We start from the raw sequence: 23111 nt of genomic DNA, 5'->3' as shown, positions 1-23111 counted from the left end.
GCTGTGACGGCGCGTAGAGCCGAACCAGAGGGAGAGGAAGGCTCATGTCCCCGGTCACCGAGACCCGCAACCCGCTCGCGCGCGCATTCGAACCCGCCGTGGAATGCCCCGAGGAGGTCGAACTCGCGGTGACCGGCACGATTCCGCACGAGCTGCGCGGCACGCTCTATCGCAATGGACCGGCGCGGTTCGAGGCCGGGGGCTTCCGCGCCGAACACCCCTTCGACGGGGACGGGCTGGTGACCAAGTTCGTCATTGACGCGGGTACCGTGCGGTTCCGGTCCCGCTACGTGCGAACACCGAAATTCCGTGCCGAGGAGCGCAATCGAGGTGCGGGCGTGCGCGGCCTGTACAGCCAGGCCGCCGGGCTGCGCGCCAACCTCGGTCGTCCACCCGCCGATAACGCCAACACCCACGCCGTGGTGCACGCGGATCGGCTGCTCGCACTCAGCGATGTCGGGCGGCCGTGGGATATCGATCCGGTCGACCTGAGCACCAAGGGCCCCTGCGATTTCGACGGGACGCTCACGCGCCTGTCCCGTTTCTCGCCGCACCCGAAGATCGATCCCGTCACCGGCGAGCTGTTCAATTTCGGATTGGATCTGGCTGTGGGGCGCAAGATCTCGCCGTCACTGCGCTGCTATCGGGTGGATCCTGCGGGGCGGGCGCGCACGCTCGGAGTGATCGCGCTCGACGATGTCATCGTGCAGCACGATTTCGCGATTACCGAACACTTCCTGGTCTTCGCGCTCGCGCCGATCACGGTGGACCCCGTGCGAGCGGGACTCGCCATGCTCGGCAGGGGAACCCACGGTGATGCCGCCGCGTACCGCCCCGAGCGCGGCATGCGCATCGTGCTGGTGCCGCGCGATGGCGGCAGGCATCGGATCATCGAATGCGAACCCTTCATCTACGTGCACATCGACAACGCCTACGAGGACGGCGATGACGTAGTGCTCGATGTGGTGCGCCACGAATCGCTCGAATTCCTCACCGGCGCACTGAAGAAGTTCCGCGACGGACTGCCCGCCGTCGGACGTCCGGTGCGCGTGCGGATCACCCGGTCCGGCCGCGTCGAACGCGAGGATCTCGGCGAGTTCACCTCGGTCGAATTCCCCATGCACGATGAGCGGCGCACCGGCCGGGCGCACCGGTTCAGCTACTTCGCCGCCTATCATCCCGAAAGTGCCGGTGCGATAGTCAAATTCGACCATCGCACCGGAGGTGAACATCGCCATGAGTTCACCGCCGGGGAGTTCCCGGGTGAGCCGATGTTCGTGCCGCGATCGGCCACCGCCGCCGAGGACGACGGCTGGATTCTGGCCCTGACCTATCTGGCGGCCGAACATCGCACCGCGCTGATCATCCTGGATGCCAGAGACATCGAACGAGCTCCGCTCGCTATCGCGCGTCTGCACGGGCACGTATTCCCCGGATTTCACGGCAGTTTCACCGACCGCGTCGCTCCTGCCAGAGCTGCGCGCTGATTCGAGAAGGGACCACCATGACCCTGGACACACCGCGCTGGGAACCCAATTACGATGATCCGCACAGTGATTCGTATGTCGAGGAGGATCACGCGCCCACCGTGCATCGCCGTATGTCGGTCGCGAAAACTCCCGAGCCCGGCAGCACGCCGCCGCTGACCCTGGAGCAGACCCGCATCAATATTCCGTCCGTGCACCGGGTCGGCGGCAAACGGCTACCGCAGCTGCCGGACGCGCTCGATTTCTGGGGACTGTCCAACGCACCGGCGAATGTGGCCATGCAGATGGCGTGGCCGGAGGTCGGACGCGGCGTGGTCGAGAGCACGGTGGAATCCGGTGCGCTCATGAAGCATCCGTGGAAACGACTGCGCACCACCGCCTCCTATTTGGCAGTGGCCATCCTCGGCACCGACGAGGAGAAGCAGGCCATGCGCGCGGCGGTCAATGTCGCGCATCGGCAGGTGCGGTCCCAGCCCGGAGCGAAGGTCAAATACAACGCCTTCGATCGCAATACCCAGCTGTGGGTGGCCGCGTGTCTGTACGTCGGCTTCGAGGATTCCTACCAGATGCTGCACGGCAGAATGAATTCCGAACAGGCCGAGGCGTTCTACTCCACGGCCTCGGCGCTGGGCACGACTTTGCAGGTGCATCCGGATATGTGGCCCAAGACCCGAGCCGATTTCGACGCGTACTGGCTGGACGCCTGCCGGCGGGTGAGCATCGACGAGCAGGTGCGGCAATACGTCGACGACCTGCTACACCTTCGGATGATCCACTGGTATCTGCGGCTGTTCTTCGGCGGCCTGCTGCGCTTTCTGACCGCCGGATTCCTGGCACCCCATATGCGCGAGCATATGGGCGTGGCCTGGACCGCGGCCGATCAGCGCCGCTTCGAGCACCTCTTCCAGTTCGTGGGATTCGTCAACCGATTCCTGCCCAAGTTCCTGCGCAGTGTCGGCGGACCGCAGATCGGCTATGTGCGGCACCGGATTCGAAAGCACCAGCCACTGGTGTGATGATCCACGCCGGTCAGGTCAGGGATTGTCCGCCGCGCTGAGATGGTCGAGGAGGTCGTCGGCCGACTCGAATTCCATTGTCTCGACATCGTCCTCCCTGTCGTCCACCGCGACGCCGTCGACGGCGAGATCCTCATCGAGTTGGACTCGAATCCAGCTGTCGGGGAACTGTTTCGGGGCGGCGAAGGACAGCAGGGTCGCATCGTGGAAGACGACGGTGGAGCTGAGGGTCAGGTCATCACGTAGGTCGATCGGTTCGGCGATGGGTTGGTCGCCGACGGCCTCTTCGATTTCCTGTGCGATCGCATCGATGATCTGGTGCCAGCGTTCGGGGGCGATGGTGAGTAGTCGCTCGATCGCGGCCAGCAGGACGGTGGCATCCGGGTCGGGGTGGTCGGCGAGTTCGGGATCGACGTTCACCGCGACATCGACTCCGGCACTGGGGATTCGGGCGGTTCCGTGGATGAAGTCGTCGGCGATCTGCGGGTCGAAGAGCAGGCCGCTGCGGGCGATGTCGTTCTCGAGTTCTTCGAGCGGGGTCATTGGCGACACCTTTTCATGTTTGCGGGCTAGGCAGGTCAGCCGAGTCGGGTGGTGAGTTCTTCGACGGCCCAGCGTAATTCGGTGGCGAGTTCGTCGATCTTGGCCGCGGGGATGCGGAACGACGGGCCGGACAGGGACAGCGCGCCGCGGACGCCGCCGCGGGTGTCGTGGATGACCGCACCCAACGCGGTCAGGCCGGATTCGGATTCGGCGTGGTTGATGCCGTAGCCGCGGGTGCGAACCTCGTCCAGGTCGGTCTCGAGGGCACGCCGGGTGTGGACGGCGTCGTCGGTGCCACCGGTGAGGCGGGCAGTGGGGTAGCGGCGGCGAAGTTCGGTGGAATCCAGCACCGCGAGTAGGGCTTTGCCCGCGCCGGTGGTGTGGGCGGGGGTGCGGTGGCCGGTGCGCAGGCCCGCGCGGATGACCTGTTTGCCTTCGACACCGTCGACAAAGACCAGTTCGGTGCCCTCGAGGGTGACCAGGTGGACGGTTTCGCCGGTGCGTTCGGCGAGTTGCTCGAGAATGGGGCGGGCGGCGGCTTTGAGATCGGCCGCGCCCATGACGGCGATGCCGAGTTCGACCAGGGCCGGGCCCGCGCCGAAGGCTTTGGTGGCGGGGTCCTGGCGGAGCATGTCCCGGGCCTGGAGGGTGGTGAGCATGCGGTGCGCGGTCGAGCGGGCCACGCCCAGCTCACGCGCGACCGCGGCGATGCGGAGTTCGGGTTCGTCCTTGAGCATCAACAGGATTCGAATGGCGGTGTCCACGGATTCGATGGGATATCCGGCGGCTACGGCCACGGTTCCTCCTGCTGATGCGACCGCGGGCTCGGTCTAGGGCGTTCTGCTGACCAGAACACTGTACTCGGGCTGGGACGCGGGGCGAATCAGGACGACGAAGGCGGCGGCGATCACCGCGGGCACGATGAGGGCGTAGAAGCCGATGGCCGGCGCGGACCAAGTGCCGGTGACGGCGCTGACGTAGGCGGGTCCGGCGATCGCACCGACGCGGCCCAAACCCATGATCAGCCCGAGTGCGGTGCCGCGCAGGCGAAGTGGGTAGGAGGCGGTGATGTAGGCGTTGAGTAGGTTCTGGGTGCCGAACGCGCCGATACCGGCGGCCGCGGACATGAGCAGGATCAACCAGGTCGCTCCGGCCGCACTCAGCGCGAGCATGGCCACCGACGCGCAGGCCAGGCAGGCGAGGATGGTGGCCTTGGTCCAGCCGCGATCGGCGATCACGGTCGCGATCAAGGTGCCCGCGATCGCACCACCGTTGAAGGCGACGGTGAATCCCAGGGCGGAGCGCAGGTCGTGCCCGTTATGCACGAGCAGGGTGGGCAGCCATACCGCCACGGCAGACACCAGCAGCAGCACGAAAAAACTCGCGGTGGAGAACAGCACGGTGAGGCGGCGGAACTCCGGCGAGCGCAGCGCGCGCAACGGTGCGTGTTCCTTGGTGTGCAGGCCCGCGGCCAGATTCGGCACCAGATACCAGCAGGCCGGGATCAGCAGCAGGGCCAGCGCACCGAACAGGAACAACCATTGAAATGACCACTGCGGCAGTACCGCTCGGCCCACGAACGCGACGATCACCCCGCCCAGCGCGACACCGCATTGCGCGGCTCCCACATAGAATGCCCCGCGCCGCGCCGGCGCGGCATCGGCGACGAAGGTGATGGTCAGGGTGGTCAGCCCGCCGATACCGATCCCCGTCAGTCCCAGACCGAGTGCGAAGATCGCCAGTCCGGGCGCGAAGGTGCTGATCGACATGGCGATCGACACCCACACCAGGCAGACCAGCACCGGTGCGCGGCGACCCCAGGCGTCGGCCGCCCGTCCGGCCAGGAAACCGCCGATCGGCATTCCGACAGCCAGAGCACTGCCCAGCATGCCGATGGTGGCATCGGTCGCATGCCAGGGCTCGTAGTCCAGCAGCGATGGCCCGACGGTGCCGAGTGCGCCCAGGTCCCAGCCCTCGAGCATCATGATCAGCACGCCGAGGGCGAGTATGCGGCGTGGTCTGGCGGGGTTCGGCGGATTGCCGTGCGGGGTGTCGACGGTCGGTCGAGTGTCGGTGGACATGCGAGGACTACCTCTCGTACCAGGGTGGAGCGCGACGCTGCGGCCACCGTGAATGCCGAACCGGCGGTGCTGATTTCGGCCTGACGGGCGCGTTCGAGCTGGCCCGGGACGTCTTCTCCGGGCCGGAATCAGGCTCACCATGTGTTCTGCGACACAGAACGTATACCTGTGTGCGGAACAACGCAAGAGTCGCCATTCTTGACGCGACCCACAAAAAGTGACTACTGTGCAGAACATGATCCGCTCTACAGAACAGAGTGAGCGTCGATCGAGTGCGCCGGGGAGCTCCCGTGGCCCCGCGCACGGCACAGAGATCGGAATCGAATATGAATCCTCCACTGGCGCAGGGCGAATCCTCGCTGCGCGTGGTGATCGCGGGCGGTGGCCCGGTCGGTTTGACGGCGGCGAATCTACTCGCGTCCGCGGGCGTGGACGTGGTGCTGATCGAACGGAACCCCTCGACCAGCGATGAGGCCAAGGCCATCAGCATGGACGCCGAATCGCTGCGGGTACTGCACGGACTGGGCCTGGGCGCACGCCTGGACGCGGTGATCGCACCGGGGACCGGCGTGCGGTTCTACGGCCGTCGACAGCAGCGACTGTTCCAGGCACGCGGCGCGCGGCCGTATGTGTTCGGCTATGCGATCAAAAGCCAGTTCTCCCAGCCCGAACTCGAGCAGGTGCTGATGCGGCAACTGGAGCGCCGGGACCATGTCACGCTGCATATGAGCACCGAGATGGTCTCGTATCGGCAGGACGCCGACGGCGTCGAGGTCACGCTGCGCGGCGCGGGCGGGGTCGAGGACACCGTGTACGCGGACTATCTGCTGGGCTGCGACGGTGGACGCAGCACCGTGCGCAAACAGGCCGGAATCACCATGGCGGGCAAGAGCTTCGATGATGTCTGGCTGGTGGTCGACACCGTCGGCGACAGCCATGACGACCGGTGCAGCATGCATTTCGGCGATCCGGACCGGCCCCGGGTGATCGTGCCCGGCGGCGACGGCCGCTGCCGGTACGAGTTCCTGCTGCGCCCGGGCGAGGGCGATGCCCGCGAACAACCGCCCTTCGATCTGATCCAGCGGCTACTGGCCCCCTACCGCACCATCACCCCGGACCAGGTGGAACGGGCGGTCAACTACCGCTTCAGCGGGTTGGTGGCCGAGCGCTGGCGTGATCGACGGGTGTTCCTGCTCGGCGATGCCGCACACATGATGCCCCCGTTCGCGGGCCAAGGCTTGAACTCCGGTATCCGGGACGCGGCGAATCTGTGCTGGAAACTGGCACTGATCGATGGCGGGTATGCCTCGCCGACACTGCTCGATTCCTATGCGGCCGAACGCAAACCGCATGCCGAGATCACCGTGCGCGCCTCGATCCTGCAAGGGCGGATCGTGATGACCACGAACCGCGCAGCCGCGCGAGTGCGTGATGCCGCAGTCACGGCCATGCTCCGAATACCTTGGGGAAGACGGTATCTCGTACATCTGAAGTATCTCCCCAAGCCCCACTTTCGCAGCGGGCTGGTGGTACGTGACGGCTCGCCCGCCGATGAGCTCGTGGGCTCGGCGCTGGACCAGCCCTGGACCCTGCACCCGGACGGTGCCACCCGCCGCCTGGACGCGGTACTCGGTGATCGCTTCAACCTGCTGGGAGTCGATGTCACCGACCAGGAGTGGGAGCGCGCCATCGCCGCACTCCGTCCGCTTCCCATGCGCTGCGTCGATGTCGTACTCGGTGATCGACGCCCCCGCACCGGCGGATCGCGCCCCGCCATCGGTGATGCCGACGGCGAACTCGAGGCGCTGCTGCGTCCGGCGGCGGGCAAGTTCGTGCTGCTGCGCCCCGACCGCTATGTCGCGGCGGTCTTCCCCTCCGAACATGCCGGTGCGACCGCCGCGCGCTTGCGCGCGGTGCTGGGCACCGGCCGACTCCTGGACACCATCTCCGCAGCGAAAGGTAAGCAATGACAATCGATTTCACACCCGCGATCGCGGAACTGGGCCACGTCGGCATCCGCTGTTTCGATATCGCGCGCCAGCTCGAGTTCTACACCGGCACGCTGGGGCTGACCGTCACCGACCATGACGAGAAGCTGGGCGTCTGGTTCCTCTCGGCCCGTCCCGATACCGAACACCATGAGGTCCTGCTCGCCTCGGGCCGCACCGCCGCCGCCGATGCGCAACTGCTGCAACAGGTGTCGTTCCGCTGCGCCTCCCTCGAGAGCGTGATCGGCTTCTTCCGCCGCTTCCGCGAACAGGGCGTGCGGCTGGACATGGTGGTCTCGCACGGCAATGCCGTCGGCGTGTACTTCTACGACCCCGAGGGCAATCGCTGCGAGGTGTACTGGCAGACCGGATTCGAGGCGCGCCAGCCCTTCATCGAGCATATCGACCTCGATACCGATCTGGATCAGCTGCTCGAGCGCATCCGTGCCTCGGTGGATCGCTACGGCAGCACCGGATTCACCGAGCCCTCCTATGTCGAGTGGACCACCCAACACAACGTGACGGCTATCAACCCAGGAGAATCCGCGTGAAACTGACCCGTATCCGCACCGCCGCCGAAACCGTCCGCGTCGGCATCGTGGAATCCGATGGTATCCATCTGCTCAACGATCTCGACGATATCGCGCCACTGCTCAATGACCCCGAGCGCTCGCTCGCCGAAGCCGCACTCGCCCGGGGCACCTCCGGCGAGGTATTGAATCCCGCAGACGTGCAATACCTTTCACCGATCGCCACACCGCCGACGGTGCGAGATTTCTACGCGTTCGAACAGCACGTCCGGGCCGGGCGCAAATGGCGCGGTCTGGACATGGACCCGGATTGGTATCGCATCCCGGTGTTCTATTTTTCCAATCCCTATGCCGCGACCGGCAGCGGCGATATCCCTATTCCCCCGGGCAGCACCAAATTCGATTTCGAACTCGAGGTCGGCGCGGTGCTCGGCGGTTACGGCCGCGATGTGACCCCGGAGCAGGCCGAGGGGCTCATCGCCGGTTTCTGCATCCTGAACGACTGGAGCGCACGGGATTTGCAGAAACGCGAAATGACGCTGTCCATGGGCCCGGTGAAGGGCAAGGACACCGCCACCGGCCTGGGCCCGTGGCTGGTCACCCCCGACGAGCTGGCCGCGTTCAAGGAGGGCACCGGGTATCGGCTCGCCATGCGCTGTGAGGTCAACGGGCAGAAGTACACCGAGGCCGTCTGGTCCGATGTGTACTGGTCCTTCGCCGAGATGATCTCCTATGCCTCGCGCGGCACCGAGGTGCGCCCGGGCGATGTGATCGGCAGCGGCACCTGCGGCACCGGCTGCATCAATGAACTGTCCCAAACACATTCGCCCGAACAGTTCCCGTTCCTGCGCGAGGGCGATATCGTCACCGCCTCGATCGAGGGTCTGGGCGTATTGGAAAACCGTATCGTCGCGGGGGCTCCGGCCATTCCCTTGCGCGAGGGAACGATCTAACCGCCTGAATCCCGCCCACCGAAAGCCCTTTCCGCACAATGCGGAAAGGGCTATTCGGCGTTTGCCGTGAACGCTTTGTCAACGTCCATTATTCGCTCGATTTATACCCCTATTCCGATTCAACATAGGTTTGAAGTGTCGTAGGTCACCTGATAGTTTCGAATGTGATCCGGTACACGTCAAAGGGATCGGATCCCGAGCGAATTCGCATTACGCGATTCGCGGAAATCTCCGGCGCACAACGCATTGCGAGTCGTCGCGCGCGCCGAGAAGAGAATATCCAGAGAGATGGAGATGAGGCCGATGAAGACCTCGACGAAAAATGCCCGCCAGGCCGTCGTGATCGCCGCTATCGCGGTGTCCGCCGCGGTGGCAGCCGCGGGAACCGCGCACGCCGATGCGGCCCCGGCGAATACCGATCCGAGCCGCCTGAGTGTGGAGATCCTGCCGGGCGTGCGCTACACCAGCGATCTGTCCGACGGTTCGGTGGTGCTCAGCTCGCCGATCGGCACACTGACCACCCAGGGCGGCCAGTTCCAGGTGCAGGACCCGATCGGGGCCACCGTGGTCGGTGAGCAGTTCGCGGCACCGGTCGCCGCTGCGGCACAGGTGGATTCGGCCGCGCAGACCCCGGTCGACACCGTCGCCGCCGTCGCGCCGGTGGCCGGTCCGGGCGATGCGATCGACCCGCAGGAGCGCTACAACCGCGCCCTGGGCACCGCCGCAACCCAGTTCGGTTTGGCGACCGGTATCGGCACCCTGGTGGGCGGCACCATCGGTCTGGTGAGCGGTTGCGTGCTCGGTGCGTTCACCGGTGGCTCGCTGTTCATTCCGGTCAGCGCCGGGACGTTGACGCTGCCCGCGGCTGCCGCGGGGTGTGTCGGCGGCGGGGCGATGGCCGGTGGATTCGGCGCTGCGGCCGGTGCGGCGCTGGTCGGTATTCCGGTGGGTATCGCGGCGGCGTCGCAGTTCTTCAGCACCATCAACGCACCGCAGCCCGCGGTGCAGCAGCCGGTCGCACAGCAGCCGGTGCCCGTTCAGCAGTAACGCGTGAACACTGATGGCCCGCACCGGATTCCGGTGCGGGCCATCATTTGCGTCAAAGCGGATTCAGCTGAACAGACGCACCGAGTTCTCGTACATCACCTTGTCCAGCAGTCCGCCCTGCAGAATCTCGGCCGCGTCCAGACGCTTGGCGTTGATATCGATTTCGGGCAGCGGAGTGAACGGAAAATCGCTGCCGTAGTGGATATGTTCGGGATCGGCGACGCTCAACAGCGCGGGCAGCTGCTCGGGCACCGGCATGCCCGCCAGATCGAAGTGCAAGCGCCGCAACGCGGTTCGCATGGGATCGGTCTTGCCGACCATCTTCGCGCCGATGACATCCACGCGCGCGGTGATCATCGGCAGCACCGCGCCGGCGTGCGGCACGATCACCCGGATATTCGGATAGCGTTCCAGCGTGCCCGAGAGCACCAGATCGGTGACCGTACGGGTGGTGTCGAAGAGGAATTCGAGCATCGGGCGCGGATAGCGCAGCGGCTCTGCGGCACCCGTGCAGGCACCCGCCGGGCTGGTGGGATGCATGAACAGCACCGCGCTCCGCCGATCGAGTTCGGCGTACACCGGCGCGAAATGCTCGTTGCCCAGATACATGCCGTCGAAATTGGTTTCGAAGACCACGCCCGCGGCATCGAGTTCGTCGAAGGCGTAGGCGATTTCGGCCAGGGCGGCATCGATATCGGGCAGGGGAGTGGAGGCGAAGAATTCGAATCGATCCGGATGGGCGCGATGCAGGCGTGCGCCTTCCTCGTTCACCCGCCGGGCCAGATCACGCGCGGCGGCGTCATCACCGAAATGCACGCCGGGCGAAGAGATCGACAGGTATGACTTGCGCACGCCGAGGCTGTCCATGGCCTCGAGCGCGGCGTTCTCACTCCACTGCGGGATGAAGGGGATGCCGTCGGGCTGCGCATGACCGTTGGCGGCCAGGGCTTCTCGATAGAATTCGGGTAGGTAGTGACAGTGCACATCAATTCTGGTCATGGGTCCTCCTGAATAGTCTTGGGGTTACCGGTAGGTGTGGCCCGCATCGGTGAATTTCGGTGGGATCACCGGGATTTGCAGATACGCCTGGTACGCGCCACCGGTGTGCAGGATGTGCCGCCCGGTATTGCAGGTCTGCCAGGTCAGTGGTTCGAACCAGTCGCCGCGAATGTAATGCCCGGCGATCTGGACGCGAATGCGCTGGCCCGCGTGCCAGATTCGGCTGGTGGGCCAGATGGGGACGTCCACCGCCACGATCTCGCCCGGGCTCAGCTTGTCCTCGCCGCGCTGGGCCAGCACCGGGTGGAAGTCGGTCGACCTCTGCTCATCGAGGGCGCGCCGCGAGACGCGGAGCTTGCCCCACGCACCGGGATGCGGATGGTCCAGCACATGGGTCGGGATCCATTCGCCCGCGGTGCTGAGCTTCTGGATGTTGACGAACAGGTCCATATCGTCGTTGCCGTCGGCTTCCACGTACAGGCGCAGCTTCGAATACCCGGTCAGCTCGGTCTCTTCGGGCAAGGTCATATCGAAGGTGACCACGCCTTCGGCCGCGTCGTAGGACGTGCTGGACGCTGTGGCGACCGGTTCGGGGGAGAGCGAGCCGCTCGCGGCATCGAGGTAGAGCTTGTCGTATCGTGTGCGCGCCAACGGGAATTCGCGCTCGGGACGATTCACCTGGTAGTCGCAGTCCAGCGCGTCCATGACCTCGAGGCGTACGCGCGGGGTCAGTTCCCACCCGTTGTGGATGTCCTTGAGGTAGCAGTCGAAGAATCGCTTCAGATCTTCGATATTGCCGGGGGAGTACATATCCGGCCATTCGAAATCCCGGTGTGCGCGAATCCATTTGCGCTCATCGCCCACATGCCGGAAGCCCTCGAAAGCACCGTGCAGGTGGAAGTGGCTCCAGGAGGCGGTGATATAGCAGGGCACCTGGATCTGGGTCAGATCCGCGACCTTATCGCGCCAGTAGTTGTTGAAAAACGGGTAGCGGCGGCCCATTTCGCCGATGTCCTCGACCAGGCCCGGACCGGACAGGAATCCGGTGAGCGCCGAATGGAAGGTCAGACCCGGGACGCCGCCCTCGTACATGGCCTCGTTGAAGATGTCCGAGGTGCCCTCCCAGGGAGCGATGCAGGCCAGGTGCGGGGGCTGCTGTGCGGCGATCGCCCACTGGGTGACCGCGACGCCGGAGTTGCCCGCCATTCCGACTTTGCCGTTGCACCAGGGCTGTTCGGCCAGCCATTCGACGAAGTCGTAGCCGTCGCGGGCGTCCTGGGAGCCGTGGAAGTTGATATTGCCCTGGGAGTGCCCGATACCGCGCGGGTCCACATTGGCGACCGCGTAGCCGACGTGGCACCAGTAGCCGGGATCGACCGATTCGAACTTGGCCATGAGTGAAATCGTCTCGCGGGGAACGCCTTTGACATTCCACTCGGTCATACCGTCACCGGGGCGCTTGCCGAAGTAGCTCCAGGAGATGATCACCGGGACCGGCACGTCGGTGTCGGGGCGGTAGATATCGGTGTAGATGACGGTGCCGTCGCGCAGGGTGACCGGCTGGTCCTGATCGCATCGGATTCCGGGCGCGGCCTGGTAGCTGCGGGTGTGGAAGGGCGGGCAGTAGCCCAGGTAGCCGTTGCCCGCGAATTCGTCATCGCTGCCTTCGCCGAGGTCCGGCGGGCGGCGCGCGGGTTTGTAGACCACGTCGAACTGTTCACCGTTATGGGTTTCGGTGATGATCGTGGATTCGGTGCCGCGGTGTGTTTCCGCTGTCATGGCGCTGCTCCTTTCGGGTGTCTCGGTTCAGGCGTGCGCGTTGTCGACGACTACGACGCCGTCGCGCAGGACCTGGTGGATATTGGCCAGGGCGGTGATATCGGCGATCGGATCACCGTCGATGATCAGCAGATCCGCGCGTTTGCCCGCTTCGACCGTGCCGATCGTGTCGGCGTAGCCCAGTAGTTCGGCATTGGTCCTGGTCACCGCGACGAGGGCGTCGGCGGCGGGAATGCCCTGGTCGTGCACCATCATGATGAGTTCGTTGCGCAGCGCCCAGCCGTGCATGCCCGCCGAGTGGGCGTCCGAGCCGACACCGAGCGTCACTCCTCGGTCGTACGCGCGTTTGATCAGGTGGTTGCCGTATCGCAGTGTGCGAGCGTCGGTTTCGGGTGTGGACTCGTGCTGATGGGCGACCATGGTGGCGACCAGATACGTACCGCGTTCGGCCATGAGCTCGAACAGTTCGTCGAATGCGCTGGGGTCGAGGGGTTCCGGTGCGCGCATGAGCAGGTGTTCGATATCGTCCGAACCCGCGCGCACCGCCTGCAGGGCGTCGGCGAGGGTCTCGGTATGGGTGACCACGCGCAGTGCCCGGGCGTGCGCGGCGTCGATGATGGCGGCGGTGATATCCCACGGCATCTTCAGCTCGGGGCGTGGCGGGCCGAAGATCGCGTTGTTGGAGATGATGATTTTGATCAGATCGACTCCGGCGTCGGCCAATTCGTGCACCGCGTGCCGAGCTTCCTCGGCGGTCGTGGGCACCCGGGCCGCCTCGCGCAGTGCGACCGGATCGTTGAACCAGACGCTGCCGTTGGGGTGCCCGCCCTCGACCTGGAAGCTGGGGCCGCTGGTGAACAGGCGCGGGCCGATGAGCTCACCGCGTTCGATCTCATCGCGCACGGCGAGGCTGTCGGTGAGGAAATCGCCCAGGCTGCGTTCGGTGGTGACGCCGTGCCGCAGCGCGCCCGAGCGGGCGGCGGCGTAGTCGTCGGTCTCGGCGCGGCCGCCGAACGCGGGTGTGTTGCCGAAACCCAGTCCACCCAGGTGCACATGCGCGTCGATCAGTCCGGGCAGCACCGTCCTACCGCCCAGGTCCACGATCTTCGCGTCGGCCGGTACACGCACATCGGTTCCCGCGGCGGTGATTTCGCCGTCGGTGACCACGATGGTGGCATCCGCGAGTGCGGGTGTGCCGGTGCCGTCGATCAGCAGCGCGTGCGTGTACGCGGTGACTGGATTGCTTGTCATAGGAATCCTCTCGGTGGGTGTGGTTGGGCCGGAATGCCTTCGGTGAGGCGGGTTCATTGCGCCGGTTGCTTGGCGGCGGGGCCGCGCACGAGTCGGCGGATGAGTTTGAACAAGATGAGGGGCACCAGCAGGATCAGCAGGCCCATGCCGACGTAGATCGCGAACTTCTGGAAGAACGGCCCGGCGAAGTAGCCGCCGATGATGAACAGCGCGCTCCAGAGTGTGGTGCCGGTGGCGCTGAACGCGACGAAGCGTGTGAAGGAGTAGCGCGAGGCGCCGATCATCAGCGGAATGGTGGTGCGCAGGAAGGGAATCCAGCACGCGAAAGCGGCCGCGGGTGCGCCGTGGCGGCGCAGTGCGGCTTCACCTTTGGTGAGCAGGCGGCGGAATTTGGAATCGGCGGGACGGCTGCTGATCCAGCCGTCGAACCGTCGTCCGGCCGCGTACGCGCCGATCGGGCTGATGATCGCGCTGGCGATGATGACGATCAGCACCAGGGGTAGTGAGACCTGCCCGCTCGCGGCGAGAATTCCGGCCAGGACGAAGAAGGGTTCGCCCGGAATGATCATCCCGGTCGGTATCCAGAAGAGCAGCAGGGTCAAGGCGACGAACACGGCGTAGAGAACCGGTCCGTGCACGCCATCGAGCACGGCGGTGATGTCAACCATGCGTTCCAGTGTGATTACGCTGGGGTTATTCGTGAAATCATTGATCTGTATCCAGCCATCACCCAGACTGATACCCTTGCCGGATGTCTGCTCGCCCGGATCTGAATCTGCTGGTAGCACTGCATGCCCTGCTCGAAGAGCGGCATGTGAGCCGGGCCGCGGCGCGAATCGGGGTGAGCCAGCCCGCGGCCAGTGCCATGCTCGCGCGGTTGCGGCGGCACTTCGATGACGATCTGCTCGAACGCGTGGGCAACCACTACGAATTGACTCCGCTCGGCACGCAATTGCGCGAGCAGGCGGGCGGGGTCATGCAGCTCTCGGACCGGCTGTTCGACACCAAGTCCCAGTTCGATCCGGCCACCTCGGATCGCGAATTCGTGCTCACCGTCTCGGATTATCTGGTCGCCGTGCTCGGTCCCAGCCTGCTGTCGGCGTTCGAGGCGCAGGCACCGCATGCCTCGCTGCGGTTGCGGCAATTCATCAAACCCTCGGAGCTGCATTCCGACGCCTCGGCGCGATCCGAAGACGGATTGATCGCGCCACACGGTGCGTTCCCGCTCGGTGTGCCCAGTTCGAAGCTGTTCTCCGATGAGTGGGTGGCGCTGGTGGATAGGGACAATCCGATCGCCGAGCATCCGCCCACCGCCGAGCAGCTACCCGGATTGCACTGGGTGCTCGGACAATATGAGCCCGGTGAGCCGACTTTCATGATGCGCAGACTCGCGGAGCGCGGTGTGCTGATACGCCCGCGCGCGGTCATCGATCGCTTTGTGGCGCTGCCGTTACTGGTGGCGGGCACCGATCGGATCGCGATCATTCAGAAGCGGCTCACACAGGCGATCAACCTGCCGCCGACACTGCGGGTGATCGCGTGCCCATTCGATGCCGGGCCGATCAACGAAGCGCTGTGGTGGCATTCGGTGCACACTTTCGATTCGGGGCATCAGTGGTTCCGGACGCTGGTGCGCGATACCGCCCGCGCACTCGATACCCCGGCCGAGACCGGGGCATCCTGAAGCGAATTCAGCGTTGCGGTGCCAGCCGCCACAGCATGGTGCGCTCGAGTGCACGCGCGGCATGCAGCGGATCGGTGTCATCGGCCGCGCGCGAATGGCGGGGTGCGGTCTCGTGGGTGCCGAGCACCTCGAGACCGGCGGCGGCGATGCGGGCGAGCAGTTCCTCGCGGGTGCGCAGGCCCAGGTGTTCGGCCAGATCCGACAGGATGAGCCAGCCTTCACCGGGTGCGGTGAGATGGTCGACGAGTTCGCCGAGGAAGCGGTTGAGCATGTCGGAGGCGGCGTCGTAGATGCCCAATTCCAATGCCGAGGTGGGGATTCCGGGGAGCCACGGCGGGTTGCACACGATCAGATCCGCGCGGGTGGTGTCATCGGGCCACAGGTCGGCTTCCGTCACGTGGACCTGGTTGTCGAGGCCGAGCAGGCGGATGTTCTCGTGCGCACAGCGCACCGCGCGGGGGTTGAGGTCGGTTGCGAGAACCTGTCGTGCGCCGCGCCGCGCGAGCACTGCGGCGAGGACTCCGGTGCCGGTGCCGATATCGAAGACCAGCGGGTCAGCGACCGGAAAGGGAATGGCGGCAAGGAGATCGATGTATTCGTCGCGGGTGGGTGCGAAGACGCCGTAGGCCGGGTGCAGGCGACCACCGACGGCGGTGATGTCGATGCCCTTGCGGTGCCACTCGTACGCGCTCATGACTCCCAGGAGCTCGGGCAGTGAGATAACGGTTGTCTCGCGGGAGATTTCGCCGAGCTCGTGCGCGGGTTCCCCGTAGGCGTGTTCGCAGGCCGCGCGCACATCGGGTGCGCGGCCGAGGTCGATCGAGCGATCGACCTCGAGCTCGATCAGCACGCTGCCCAGGAGTGCGGCTCGCCGCGACCGGGTCTCACGCTGTGCGTGAAAGACCGCGCCGAGTTCCCCGCGCACCGACGCCGGGGGCGATCCCTTGGCGGAACGCCGATCTCCCGATGCCGATTTCCCGGACCGGCGGCCGGCCGGAGGAGTCGATTTCCCGGCCAGGCGTCGATCCATGGCGCGCAGCAGATGCCGGGCGTTGTGGAAGTCGCCGCGCCAGAGCAGTCCGGTGCCCGAGCGGGCCAGTCGCAGGGCGTTGTTCGCCGAGGTGCTGTCGTCGATGATGACGATCTGCGCCGCGGCGGGGGTTCCGTTCTCCGAATGCCAGCGGGCGGTGTGGAGGGTGTCGTTCTCGGTCCAGCTGATCGTGGACATGTGGCTCCCGTGCGGGTCGAAGGTGTCGATGGCCGACGACGCTTCGGTGGGAGCAGGGCGTGGCTACCTGAGGAAATGCGGCAACACCACGTGCTCCTGTGCCGAAGCGCGGAAGCGGCGGTCGCCCAAAACCAGGCCCATGTTCACTGCGGATCAGTACCTTCCGATCGGATACGGGGTCAATTCTCGCACGTCTGTGCTGATGGCCCGGAGCTGGGAGTGCTCAGCGCATACTTTCGAATGTTTGATAGATGTGCGTATTCTTCGCGACTATGCGCATAGATTTTCATAGTCACTACCTTCCACCGCGCTTCTTCGACACGATGGACTCCCTCGATGCCCGGGCGCGGGTGGACTCCTTCGCGCATTACGGCGCACATCTGACCGCCGCGGCGCGGCGGCAGTTCGCCGCGGGCGACGCCGCGTTCATCGAGCGGTGGATCGGCGATATGGATTCCGCCGGAATCGATCTCACCGTGATGAGTGTGGGCGCGGTGCAGCCGTACTTTCCCGATGCGGGCTCGGGGATCACCGCGACTCGCTACGCCAACGAGATGATGCGCGAGGCGGTGACTGCCGGTGCGGGCCGATTGGGCGCGTTCGGGAGCCTGCCGCTGCCGCATATCGCCGCCACGCTCGCCGAGATCGACTTCTGTTTCGACGAATGTGGTTTTCGCGGTGTGAATCTGGGCCCGTCGGTCGCCGGGCGCCCCCTCGACGCTCCCGAGTTCGACGATATCTGGGCGGCGTTGAACGAGCGCTCCGCCACGGTGTTCCTGCATCCGGGAGCGACCCCGCAGATGGCGCCGGGGTCCGCGGAATTCATGCTCACCCCCGCGTTCTGCGGGCCGACCGAGATGGCGATCGCGCTGTGCCGGCTCGTTGCGGCCAAGGTGCCGTTGCGTTTTCCGAACGTCCGGGTGATCGGCGGGATCACCGGCGGGACGATTCCGTACCTGTTCGGGCGCTGGGATCGCGGGCTGCGGGCCGCCGATCCCGAACTGCACGCCGAACTCGGTGGCGTACTGGGTCAGCTGCGCAGATTCTGGTACGACACCAGCCTCATCGAGGATCCGTATCTGTTCGGCACAATGCGGGATTCGCTCGGGCTGGATCGGCTGGTACTCGGCAGTGACACCCCGCGCGAACCCGCCACTGTCGCAGTCGATCTGGTGCGCAACGCCGAACAACTCACCGCGGCCGAGAAGACCGCGATTCTGGATAGCAACGGGGCCGCCGCGTACGGCCTGACGGAAGGACGCTGACAATGGATGCGGGACTGCTGTTTCTGCGGGTGGCACTCGCTGTGCTGATCGCGGGCCACGGGTGTCAGAAGCTGTTCGGGTGGTTCTCCGGCTCCGGACCGCGGGGCACCGGGGCAGTGTTCGAGAAATGGGGATTGCGGCCCGGGCCCGCGATGGCTGTTGTGGCCGGTGCGACCGAGGTGCTCGGCGCGGTGCTGTTCGCGGGTGGGTTGTTCACCGCCGCCGGGACCGCGCTGATCGTGGGCACCATGGTGGTCGCGGTGGCCATGACGGCGGCAAATGGGTTGTGGGCCAATAAGGGTGGCTGTGAGCTCGCGCTGCTGTACGGCCTCACCACGTTCGGGACCGGGCTCGCCGGGCCCGGCCGGTATTCGCTCGATCACGCGCTCGGGCTGGAGCGATTCGCCGGGCCGGGCTATGTACTGGGCGCATCGTTCCTCGCGCTCATCGGCGGCGCGGGCATGGTTATCCTTGCGCGGCTGCGGACGGCTCGGGAAATTCCCGCGCAATGACGATCTCGTCGGCCGCGCGTTGAATATGTTCGCGCAGTAGCGTTTCCGCGCGGTCGGCGTCGTGGGCAAGCGCCGCGTCCATCAGGTCGCGGTGCTCAGTCGTGATGCGCGCCAGTGCCTCATCGACGGGGCTGCGGATGGGGGACCAGCGCCGGTACAGCGCGGACACATCGCGCAGGCGCGCGGTGCCGTCGTGCATGTACACATTGCTGCATCCGGCCAGCAGCGTCATGTGGAAGTCGGTGTGCGCGGTATTCCATGCCGGGCTGAATGCCGTGCCGTCTTCGGCGAAGTACGGGGTGCGTTGCAGAACATGGTGCGCGGCAACGACTTCCGATTCCCAGCGCGTCGATCCCGCCTGCACCGAGACGCGGATGAACTGCGGTTCGATGAGCGTGCGGACCTGGGTGAGCTCGGCGAAATCGCGCGCGGACAGGGCGATGACACTGAAGCCCTGATTGCTGACCGTGGTGACGATGCCCTGTTCGACCAGCCGGGCCAGGGCTTCACGTAGTACGCCCACGCTCACCGCGTGGACCGCGCCCAGTTCGGGGAAGGTGAGTCGCTGCCCAGGGATCAGACGTCCGGCCAGGATGTCCGCGCGGATCGCCGCGGTCACCGTATCGGCACGTGAGCCTGCGCCTTTCACCTTGGACATGTGCGTACTGTAGCCGATTTCTCAGACGCGCATATTTTACTAACTTTCGAAACTTAGTTGACGTTGCGCACATCTGTGGTGTCTCATGGGGTGGCACCACAGTTACGGCGAGTTGCCCGACGGGGGAGATCCGGTCACCGCCACTTTCGACGGGAGAGTCATGCAAGACGTATTGGATCCTCAGCTCGGCGCGGTGCATCCGCTCGTGGCCCGGGCACAGGAGCTGGTGCCGGTGCTGCGGGCACGCATCGCCGAGACCGAGGAGCTGCGCCGGCTACCCGATGCCACCGTGGCCGACAGTGAGGAGCTGTTCGGGCTGCTGTTGCCCGAGGCGCTCGGCGGAGCGGGCGCGGGACCGCGCGAATTCGTCGATGTACTGCGGGTTTTGGCGCAGGGTGATCCCTCGGCGGCGTGGACGCTGTCGTTCTTCATCGCGCACGGCTGGATGCTGGCGCGCTGGCCCGAGCAGACCCAGCGCAAGGTATTCGCCACGCCCGGACCGCAGTTGGTGGCGGTCGCGGCGAATCCGCCCGGGCGGGCGGTGCGCGTGGAGGGTGGGTTCCAGCTCTCGGGGCGCTGGGCGTACTGCTCGGGCGTGCTCAACGCGAACTGGGTGCAGTTGGCCGCCAGGATCGAAGGCGAGGATGAGCTGCGGCTGTTCCTGCTGCCGCGGTCGGCGGTCGAGGTGCCCGACACCTGGGATATGGCCGGGATGAAGGGCACCGGCAGCAACAATGTCATCGTGGACGACGAATTCGTCGCCGAGGATTTCAGCCTCGAACTCCACGACTGGCTCTCGCGCGACAATCCGGCCGCCGCACTCTACCCGGAACCGTTGTACTCCTACGATATTCGCGATCTGCTGGTCTTCCTGCTGCCCGCGCTGCTGCTGGGCGCGGGGCAGGCGGTGGTCCGCGATTACCGTGAGCGCCTGGACAAGCGCCGCGAGGCCTTCGGCACTCGTCTGACCGGCGATACCGCCGCCGGTCAATTGCGTTACGCGCGAACGGTTTCCCAGCTTCGTACCGCCGAGGCCACCCTCGATCGCGCTGTCCGGGAAACCATCGAGGTCAATGCCGCGAGCACCGCGTCCATGAGCGATGAGATGCGTGCGAACATCAAACTCGATTGCCTGTCGGTCGGCCGCCTGGCGTGGGACGCCATCCAGACCGCCGTACGCGGCTCAGGTGCCGCCATCTACCAAACCCAGGACCCCACACAGCATTTCCTGCGCGATGTGGAGGTGATCCTGGGCCACCTCACCATCGACGAGGACGGCATGCTCGCCCAGGCGGGTCAGGTCCTGCTCGGCCGCGCCACCGGCGACACGGCCACCAAGAACTTCACCTGATCGGAGCAAAGATGCTGTCCGAGGACACGTTTCGCAATCTGATGGCCGGTGTCTGCGGCCCGGTCACCATCGTCACCACCACCGACGGCCAGGTGCCCTTCGGCGTTACGGTGAGTTCCTTCGCCTCGCTGTCCCTGGCCCCGCCCATGATCAGCGTGGCCCTGGACCACCGCTCCGGCCTGCTCCCGGCCATCTTGAGCACCGAGCGCTTCGGCGTCAACGTCCTCGGCTCGGACCACGACCGCATAGCCATCACCTTCGCCCAACGCGGTGCGGACCGATTCGCCGGTGTCCCTTGGCAATTCGACAACGACCTCCCGCGCCTGACCGACGCCCCCGGCTGGCTCGCCTGCCACCTCCACCAAGCCATAGACGCCGGTGACCACATCCTGCTCCTGGGCGAAGTGAAGGCCGCCGAAACCCGCACCGCCGCCCCCCTGGTCTACGGCTACCGCACCTTCGGTACCCACTCCGCCTACGCCAACCGCCCATAACCCCTCGGCCACACCTCGATCACCCCCGATCCCGTTGTAGCCGAACCCATCTCGCGCTCCGCGGCTGCCCCACATCACCGCGAGCGCGGGCCGGAACCGAACCGTCTTCATCCCGCCGCGCCACCATCACCCGCGCCCTGCCCGGCACCGGGCGATGGCCGGCCGCCGGAATGCCCCCTCGGTCCCGGCCACGGCGAGCTCCGCGACCCGGCTCGCCGTGCCCGATGTCCTCCCACCGCCCTTCTTGTTCCCGGTGGGAGGCCATCGCGGCAAATTCGCCAAGGCGCGAACCCGCCCTGGCCTCCACCCGCGTTAGATTCAACCGATGCCCGAACCTCACACCACGATTCCCTCAGCCAAGTACCGGCTCACCGGTGACGACGCCGACGACCTCTGGTGCGACGCCCTCGACGCGACAGGTTTGTTCACCCCGGATCCATCGATGCCGAACGACCCCTACACGCGCCACGTGGTCCTGCTCGGCTGCGCACCCCGGGAAAAATTGCGGCGCGCGACCGAACGGCTCGGTACCAAACATGCCGCGCTCGGCAACGCTCACATCGACTTCCTCGATCCCACCGGCCACCGTCTCGCCAGCTACTTCGCCAATCGGGTTACCGCCGAACACATCCGGCCGAACGCGGACGACCCCGCCCTGGCCGACGTAACGCTGAGCCTGTCCTGCCATGAATTGCGTCCCGAGGCGCAGCGGCCTTGGGAGCTGGTGCGATCCGGCCGTTTGACCCGAAATGGCCTGTGGCACAACATCGACCGGCCCGCGCTCCGCGCATGGTTGTCGGTAGCCCTGCACCGACGCACGCCCCTCCCCGACGACCCACCCGGCACCCGATACGAGCTCGACGGAACTCACATCGTTGACGAGGACACCTTCTACTGCGCCATCGGCGAGGCGGTGAACGGTCCGGGCGGATACTTCGGCTGGAATCTCGACGCCTTCGAAGACTGCACGCGTGGCGGATTCGGAGCGACCACCCCGTTCACGATCGTGTGGAACGAATCTGCCACGGCAAGAACTCATCTCGGCAGGCGAACCAATCGAGACGACAGCTCGATCTTCGACATCATCATGGAGATCTGCGCGCAGCACCGCATCGAGGTTCTGCTTCGCTGAACTCGCCACAACCTCACACGTCGGCAGGTTCCGCCGCCGGTGGTCCGGCACTCCCCGCCACATTCGTATTGTGCACCGAGCAGACCCACCAGTTGTCGTCATGTTCGGTGAAAACCCATGTCCCACGGTTGGTTACCGCGAAATCCGGGGTCCGCAGCGTCTGCTCGACATTGACGATCGCATGTCCACCGGCGAGCAGCCGCACGGCCAGAATGTCGTAATGCGCCTCGGCATCCGGGCTGTTCCGCATCGCGAACTGGTGATAATCGTGCAGCTCATCCCAGTTCCGAACCATCTCGCCCGCGGGATTGATGAACACCACGTCATCGGTGAACACACTGTCGAACACAACGGCATCCTTGGCCCCGAGCGCGGCCTCGAGCCGCCCGAACACCCCCGCGATCGCGCTGAGCACGGCATCCTGATCGGTTGCGACGACGCCGGCCGTCGGCCGCGCGCCGTGAGTATCGACAGTCATCGCTCCAACATACGTCCACCTGTCTTCACCGGTCCGACTCGATTGGCGTGCGACCAACTCACCGTCGCCTATTCGGTGTCGACCGCACCGAGGGTCCGTTCGATATCCCATATGTGATGGAACCCGTCATGAGCGTTGTTACGTGCCACGTCAGCGGCCGTTTGTCGACCGCGATCGGCGTGTACGAGAACGACATCCGCTTCGAGTGCGGCGGTGATCGACTCCACCCACTCTCGCGAAGCGTGCTCGAGTGACCACAGCGCGCCAGCGAGCGCGACGTCATTGTAGCGACGGCCGCGGCCGATCAGATCCGGGTCATAGCCGCTGACCTCGGTCGCACCACCAAGACGTGCCCCCGCCGATCGCTCAGCCCAGATTCTCAGATTGTCGACGATGTGACTGACATAGCCGGACACTGTCCAGCCCAAATCGGGGTGCAGTTCCGAGCCGGTCCGATCATGCAGCAAAGCCCGGCATCGCGATGGCAGCTGCCTGACCAATTCGATCGCCTGCTCAGTGGTCGTCGACCACTCGAAACCGCAACCGCCACAGGGATCTCCGTACAGATCCGCACCCCAGCGTTCCATGTTGGGCCAGTCAACAGCCCCGCAGGGGCCCGATCAAGTCCTCACCAC

The 23111-nt window shown here is 65.9% G+C and carries 23 protein-coding genes; 12 read left to right on the top strand and 11 right to left on the bottom strand.

Features of this window, described 5'->3' with window-relative positions; all coding sequences use genetic code 11:
* Positions 1-44: 44 nt before the first annotated feature.
* Together ACFC4D_RS15400 and ACFC4D_RS15395 are read left to right on the top strand one after the other, a co-directional pair.
* The gene (locus ACFC4D_RS15400) at positions 45-1487 is read left to right on the top strand and encodes a carotenoid oxygenase family protein (RefSeq protein WP_376063591.1); all 1443 of its coding nucleotides are present in this window, start codon (positions 45-47) and stop codon (positions 1485-1487) included.
* A 113-nt stretch (positions 1488-1600) separates the two neighbouring features.
* Positions 1601-2503, top strand: coding sequence for an oxygenase MpaB family protein (locus ACFC4D_RS15395; protein ID WP_376063699.1), 903 nt, complete (start codon positions 1601-1603; stop codon positions 2501-2503).
* Positions 2504-2521: 18 nt separating this feature from the next.
* Here the strand turns inward: ACFC4D_RS15395 and ACFC4D_RS15390 are convergent, their stop codons facing one another.
* Genes ACFC4D_RS15390 through ACFC4D_RS15380 form a run of 3 tightly spaced genes read right to left on the bottom strand, consistent with a single transcriptional unit; the run spans position 2522 to position 5127 of the window.
* Positions 2522-3046 (bottom strand): cytochrome C5, encoded by a 525-nt coding sequence (locus tag ACFC4D_RS15390; RefSeq protein WP_376063589.1) that lies wholly within the window; start codon positions 3044-3046, stop codon positions 2522-2524.
* A 35-nt stretch (positions 3047-3081) separates the two neighbouring features.
* Positions 3082-3843: an IclR family transcriptional regulator gene (locus ACFC4D_RS15385; RefSeq protein WP_376063588.1), complete on the bottom strand. Its 762-nt coding sequence runs from the start codon at positions 3841-3843 to the stop codon at positions 3082-3084.
* A 33-nt stretch (positions 3844-3876) separates the two neighbouring features.
* Entirely contained in the window at positions 3877-5127 is a 1251-nt protein-coding gene (locus tag ACFC4D_RS15380; RefSeq protein WP_376063586.1) for an MFS transporter, read from the bottom strand.
* A 326-nt stretch (positions 5128-5453) separates the two neighbouring features.
* On the opposite strand from ACFC4D_RS15380, the gene ACFC4D_RS15375 reads away from it, so the two are divergent.
* From ACFC4D_RS15375 to ACFC4D_RS15360, 4 genes are all read left to right on the top strand, one after another.
* Positions 5454-7097: a bifunctional 3-(3-hydroxy-phenyl)propionate/3-hydroxycinnamic acid hydroxylase gene (locus ACFC4D_RS15375; RefSeq protein ID WP_376063584.1), complete on the top strand. Its 1644-nt coding sequence runs from the start codon at positions 5454-5456 to the stop codon at positions 7095-7097.
* The gene (locus tag ACFC4D_RS15370; RefSeq protein WP_376063582.1) at positions 7094-7666 is read left to right on the top strand and encodes a VOC family protein; all 573 of its coding nucleotides are present in this window, start codon (positions 7094-7096) and stop codon (positions 7664-7666) included. The genes ACFC4D_RS15375 and ACFC4D_RS15370 overlap by 4 nt, the downstream gene beginning before the upstream one ends.
* Positions 7663-8598, top strand: coding sequence for a fumarylacetoacetate hydrolase family protein (locus ACFC4D_RS15365; protein WP_376063580.1), 936 nt, complete (start codon positions 7663-7665; stop codon positions 8596-8598). Before ACFC4D_RS15370 ends, ACFC4D_RS15365 begins: the two co-directional genes overlap by 4 nt.
* Positions 8599-8901: 303 nt before the next feature.
* Positions 8902-9645, top strand: coding sequence for a hypothetical protein (locus tag ACFC4D_RS15360; RefSeq protein WP_376063578.1), 744 nt, complete (start codon positions 8902-8904; stop codon positions 9643-9645).
* A 63-nt stretch (positions 9646-9708) separates the two neighbouring features.
* On the opposite strand, the gene ACFC4D_RS15355 is transcribed toward ACFC4D_RS15360, so the two are convergent.
* Genes ACFC4D_RS15355 through ACFC4D_RS15340 form a run of 4 tightly spaced genes read right to left on the bottom strand, consistent with a single transcriptional unit; the run spans position 9709 to position 14342 of the window.
* Positions 9709-10644 carry an amidohydrolase family protein gene (locus ACFC4D_RS15355; RefSeq protein WP_376063575.1) on the bottom strand — a complete coding sequence of 312 codons (936 nt, stop codon included), beginning with the start codon at positions 10642-10644 and terminating at the stop codon, positions 9709-9711.
* Between the two features lie 24 nt (positions 10645-10668).
* Positions 10669-12423: a CocE/NonD family hydrolase gene (locus ACFC4D_RS15350; protein WP_376063573.1), complete on the bottom strand. Its 1755-nt coding sequence runs from the start codon at positions 12421-12423 to the stop codon at positions 10669-10671.
* Positions 12424-12450: 27 nt separating this feature from the next.
* Entirely contained in the window at positions 12451-13674 is a 1224-nt protein-coding gene (locus tag ACFC4D_RS15345) for an amidohydrolase family protein (protein WP_376063570.1), read from the bottom strand.
* A gap of 53 nt (positions 13675-13727) precedes the next feature.
* Complete coding sequence (locus ACFC4D_RS15340; protein WP_376063567.1) at positions 13728-14342, bottom strand: DedA family protein; 615 nt, start codon at positions 14340-14342, stop codon at positions 13728-13730.
* 83 nt (positions 14343-14425) lie between these two features.
* Here ACFC4D_RS15340 and ACFC4D_RS15335 point away from each other — a divergent pair, with 83 nt between their 5' ends.
* Positions 14426-15358, top strand: a complete 933-nt coding sequence (locus ACFC4D_RS15335; protein ID WP_375958353.1) for a LysR family transcriptional regulator — start codon at positions 14426-14428, stop codon at positions 15356-15358.
* 7 nt (positions 15359-15365) lie between these two features.
* Here ACFC4D_RS15335 and ACFC4D_RS15330 read toward each other — a convergent pair whose 3' ends face one another.
* Positions 15366-16586 (bottom strand): methyltransferase, encoded by a 1221-nt coding sequence (locus ACFC4D_RS15330; protein WP_375958351.1) that lies wholly within the window; start codon positions 16584-16586, stop codon positions 15366-15368.
* A gap of 272 nt (positions 16587-16858) precedes the next feature.
* Here ACFC4D_RS15330 and ACFC4D_RS15325 point away from each other — a divergent pair, with 272 nt between their 5' ends.
* Together ACFC4D_RS15325 and ACFC4D_RS15320 are read left to right on the top strand one after the other, a co-directional pair.
* Positions 16859-17851 (top strand): amidohydrolase family protein, encoded by a 993-nt coding sequence (locus ACFC4D_RS15325; RefSeq protein ID WP_376063564.1) that lies wholly within the window; start codon positions 16859-16861, stop codon positions 17849-17851.
* Positions 17852-17853: 2 nt separating this feature from the next.
* A complete protein-coding gene (locus ACFC4D_RS15320; protein ID WP_376063562.1) occupies positions 17854-18363 on the top strand; it encodes a DoxX family protein in 510 nt (169 codons plus the stop codon).
* Here the strand turns inward: ACFC4D_RS15320 and ACFC4D_RS15315 are convergent.
* On the bottom strand, positions 18317-19021 hold the full coding sequence (locus ACFC4D_RS15315; protein WP_376063559.1) for a GntR family transcriptional regulator: 705 nt from the start codon (positions 19019-19021) through the stop codon (positions 18317-18319). The genes ACFC4D_RS15320 and ACFC4D_RS15315 overlap by 47 nt on opposite strands.
* A gap of 85 nt (positions 19022-19106) precedes the next feature.
* Between ACFC4D_RS15315 and ACFC4D_RS15310 the strand changes: the two genes are divergently transcribed.
* The 3 genes from ACFC4D_RS15310 (at position 19107) to ACFC4D_RS15300 (ending at position 21998) form a co-directional block, all read left to right on the top strand.
* Entirely contained in the window at positions 19107-20372 is a 1266-nt protein-coding gene (locus ACFC4D_RS15310; protein WP_376063557.1) for a hypothetical protein, read from the top strand.
* Between the two features lie 11 nt (positions 20373-20383).
* Positions 20384-20866 carry a flavin reductase family protein gene (locus ACFC4D_RS15305; protein WP_376063554.1) on the top strand — a complete coding sequence of 161 codons (483 nt, stop codon included), beginning with the start codon at positions 20384-20386 and terminating at the stop codon, positions 20864-20866.
* 805 nt (positions 20867-21671) lie between these two features.
* Complete coding sequence (locus ACFC4D_RS15300; protein WP_376063697.1) at positions 21672-21998, top strand: barstar family protein; 327 nt, start codon at positions 21672-21674, stop codon at positions 21996-21998.
* 13 nt (positions 21999-22011) lie between these two features.
* Here ACFC4D_RS15300 and ACFC4D_RS15295 read toward each other — a convergent pair whose 3' ends face one another.
* Positions 22012-22476: a YybH family protein gene (locus tag ACFC4D_RS15295; RefSeq protein ID WP_376063552.1), complete on the bottom strand. Its 465-nt coding sequence runs from the start codon at positions 22474-22476 to the stop codon at positions 22012-22014.
* A 68-nt stretch (positions 22477-22544) separates the two neighbouring features.
* Complete coding sequence (locus ACFC4D_RS15290; protein WP_376063550.1) at positions 22545-23063, bottom strand: hypothetical protein; 519 nt, start codon at positions 23061-23063, stop codon at positions 22545-22547.
* Positions 23064-23111 lie beyond the last annotated feature (48 nt).

The organism is Nocardia sp. NPDC056000 (assembly GCF_042269265.1).
In the GTDB taxonomy this organism is placed as follows: domain Bacteria; phylum Actinomycetota; class Actinomycetes; order Mycobacteriales; family Mycobacteriaceae; genus Nocardia.
The sequence above is the reverse complement of the archived record's forward strand: the minus strand, read 5'-3'. Positions and strand labels throughout refer to the sequence as shown.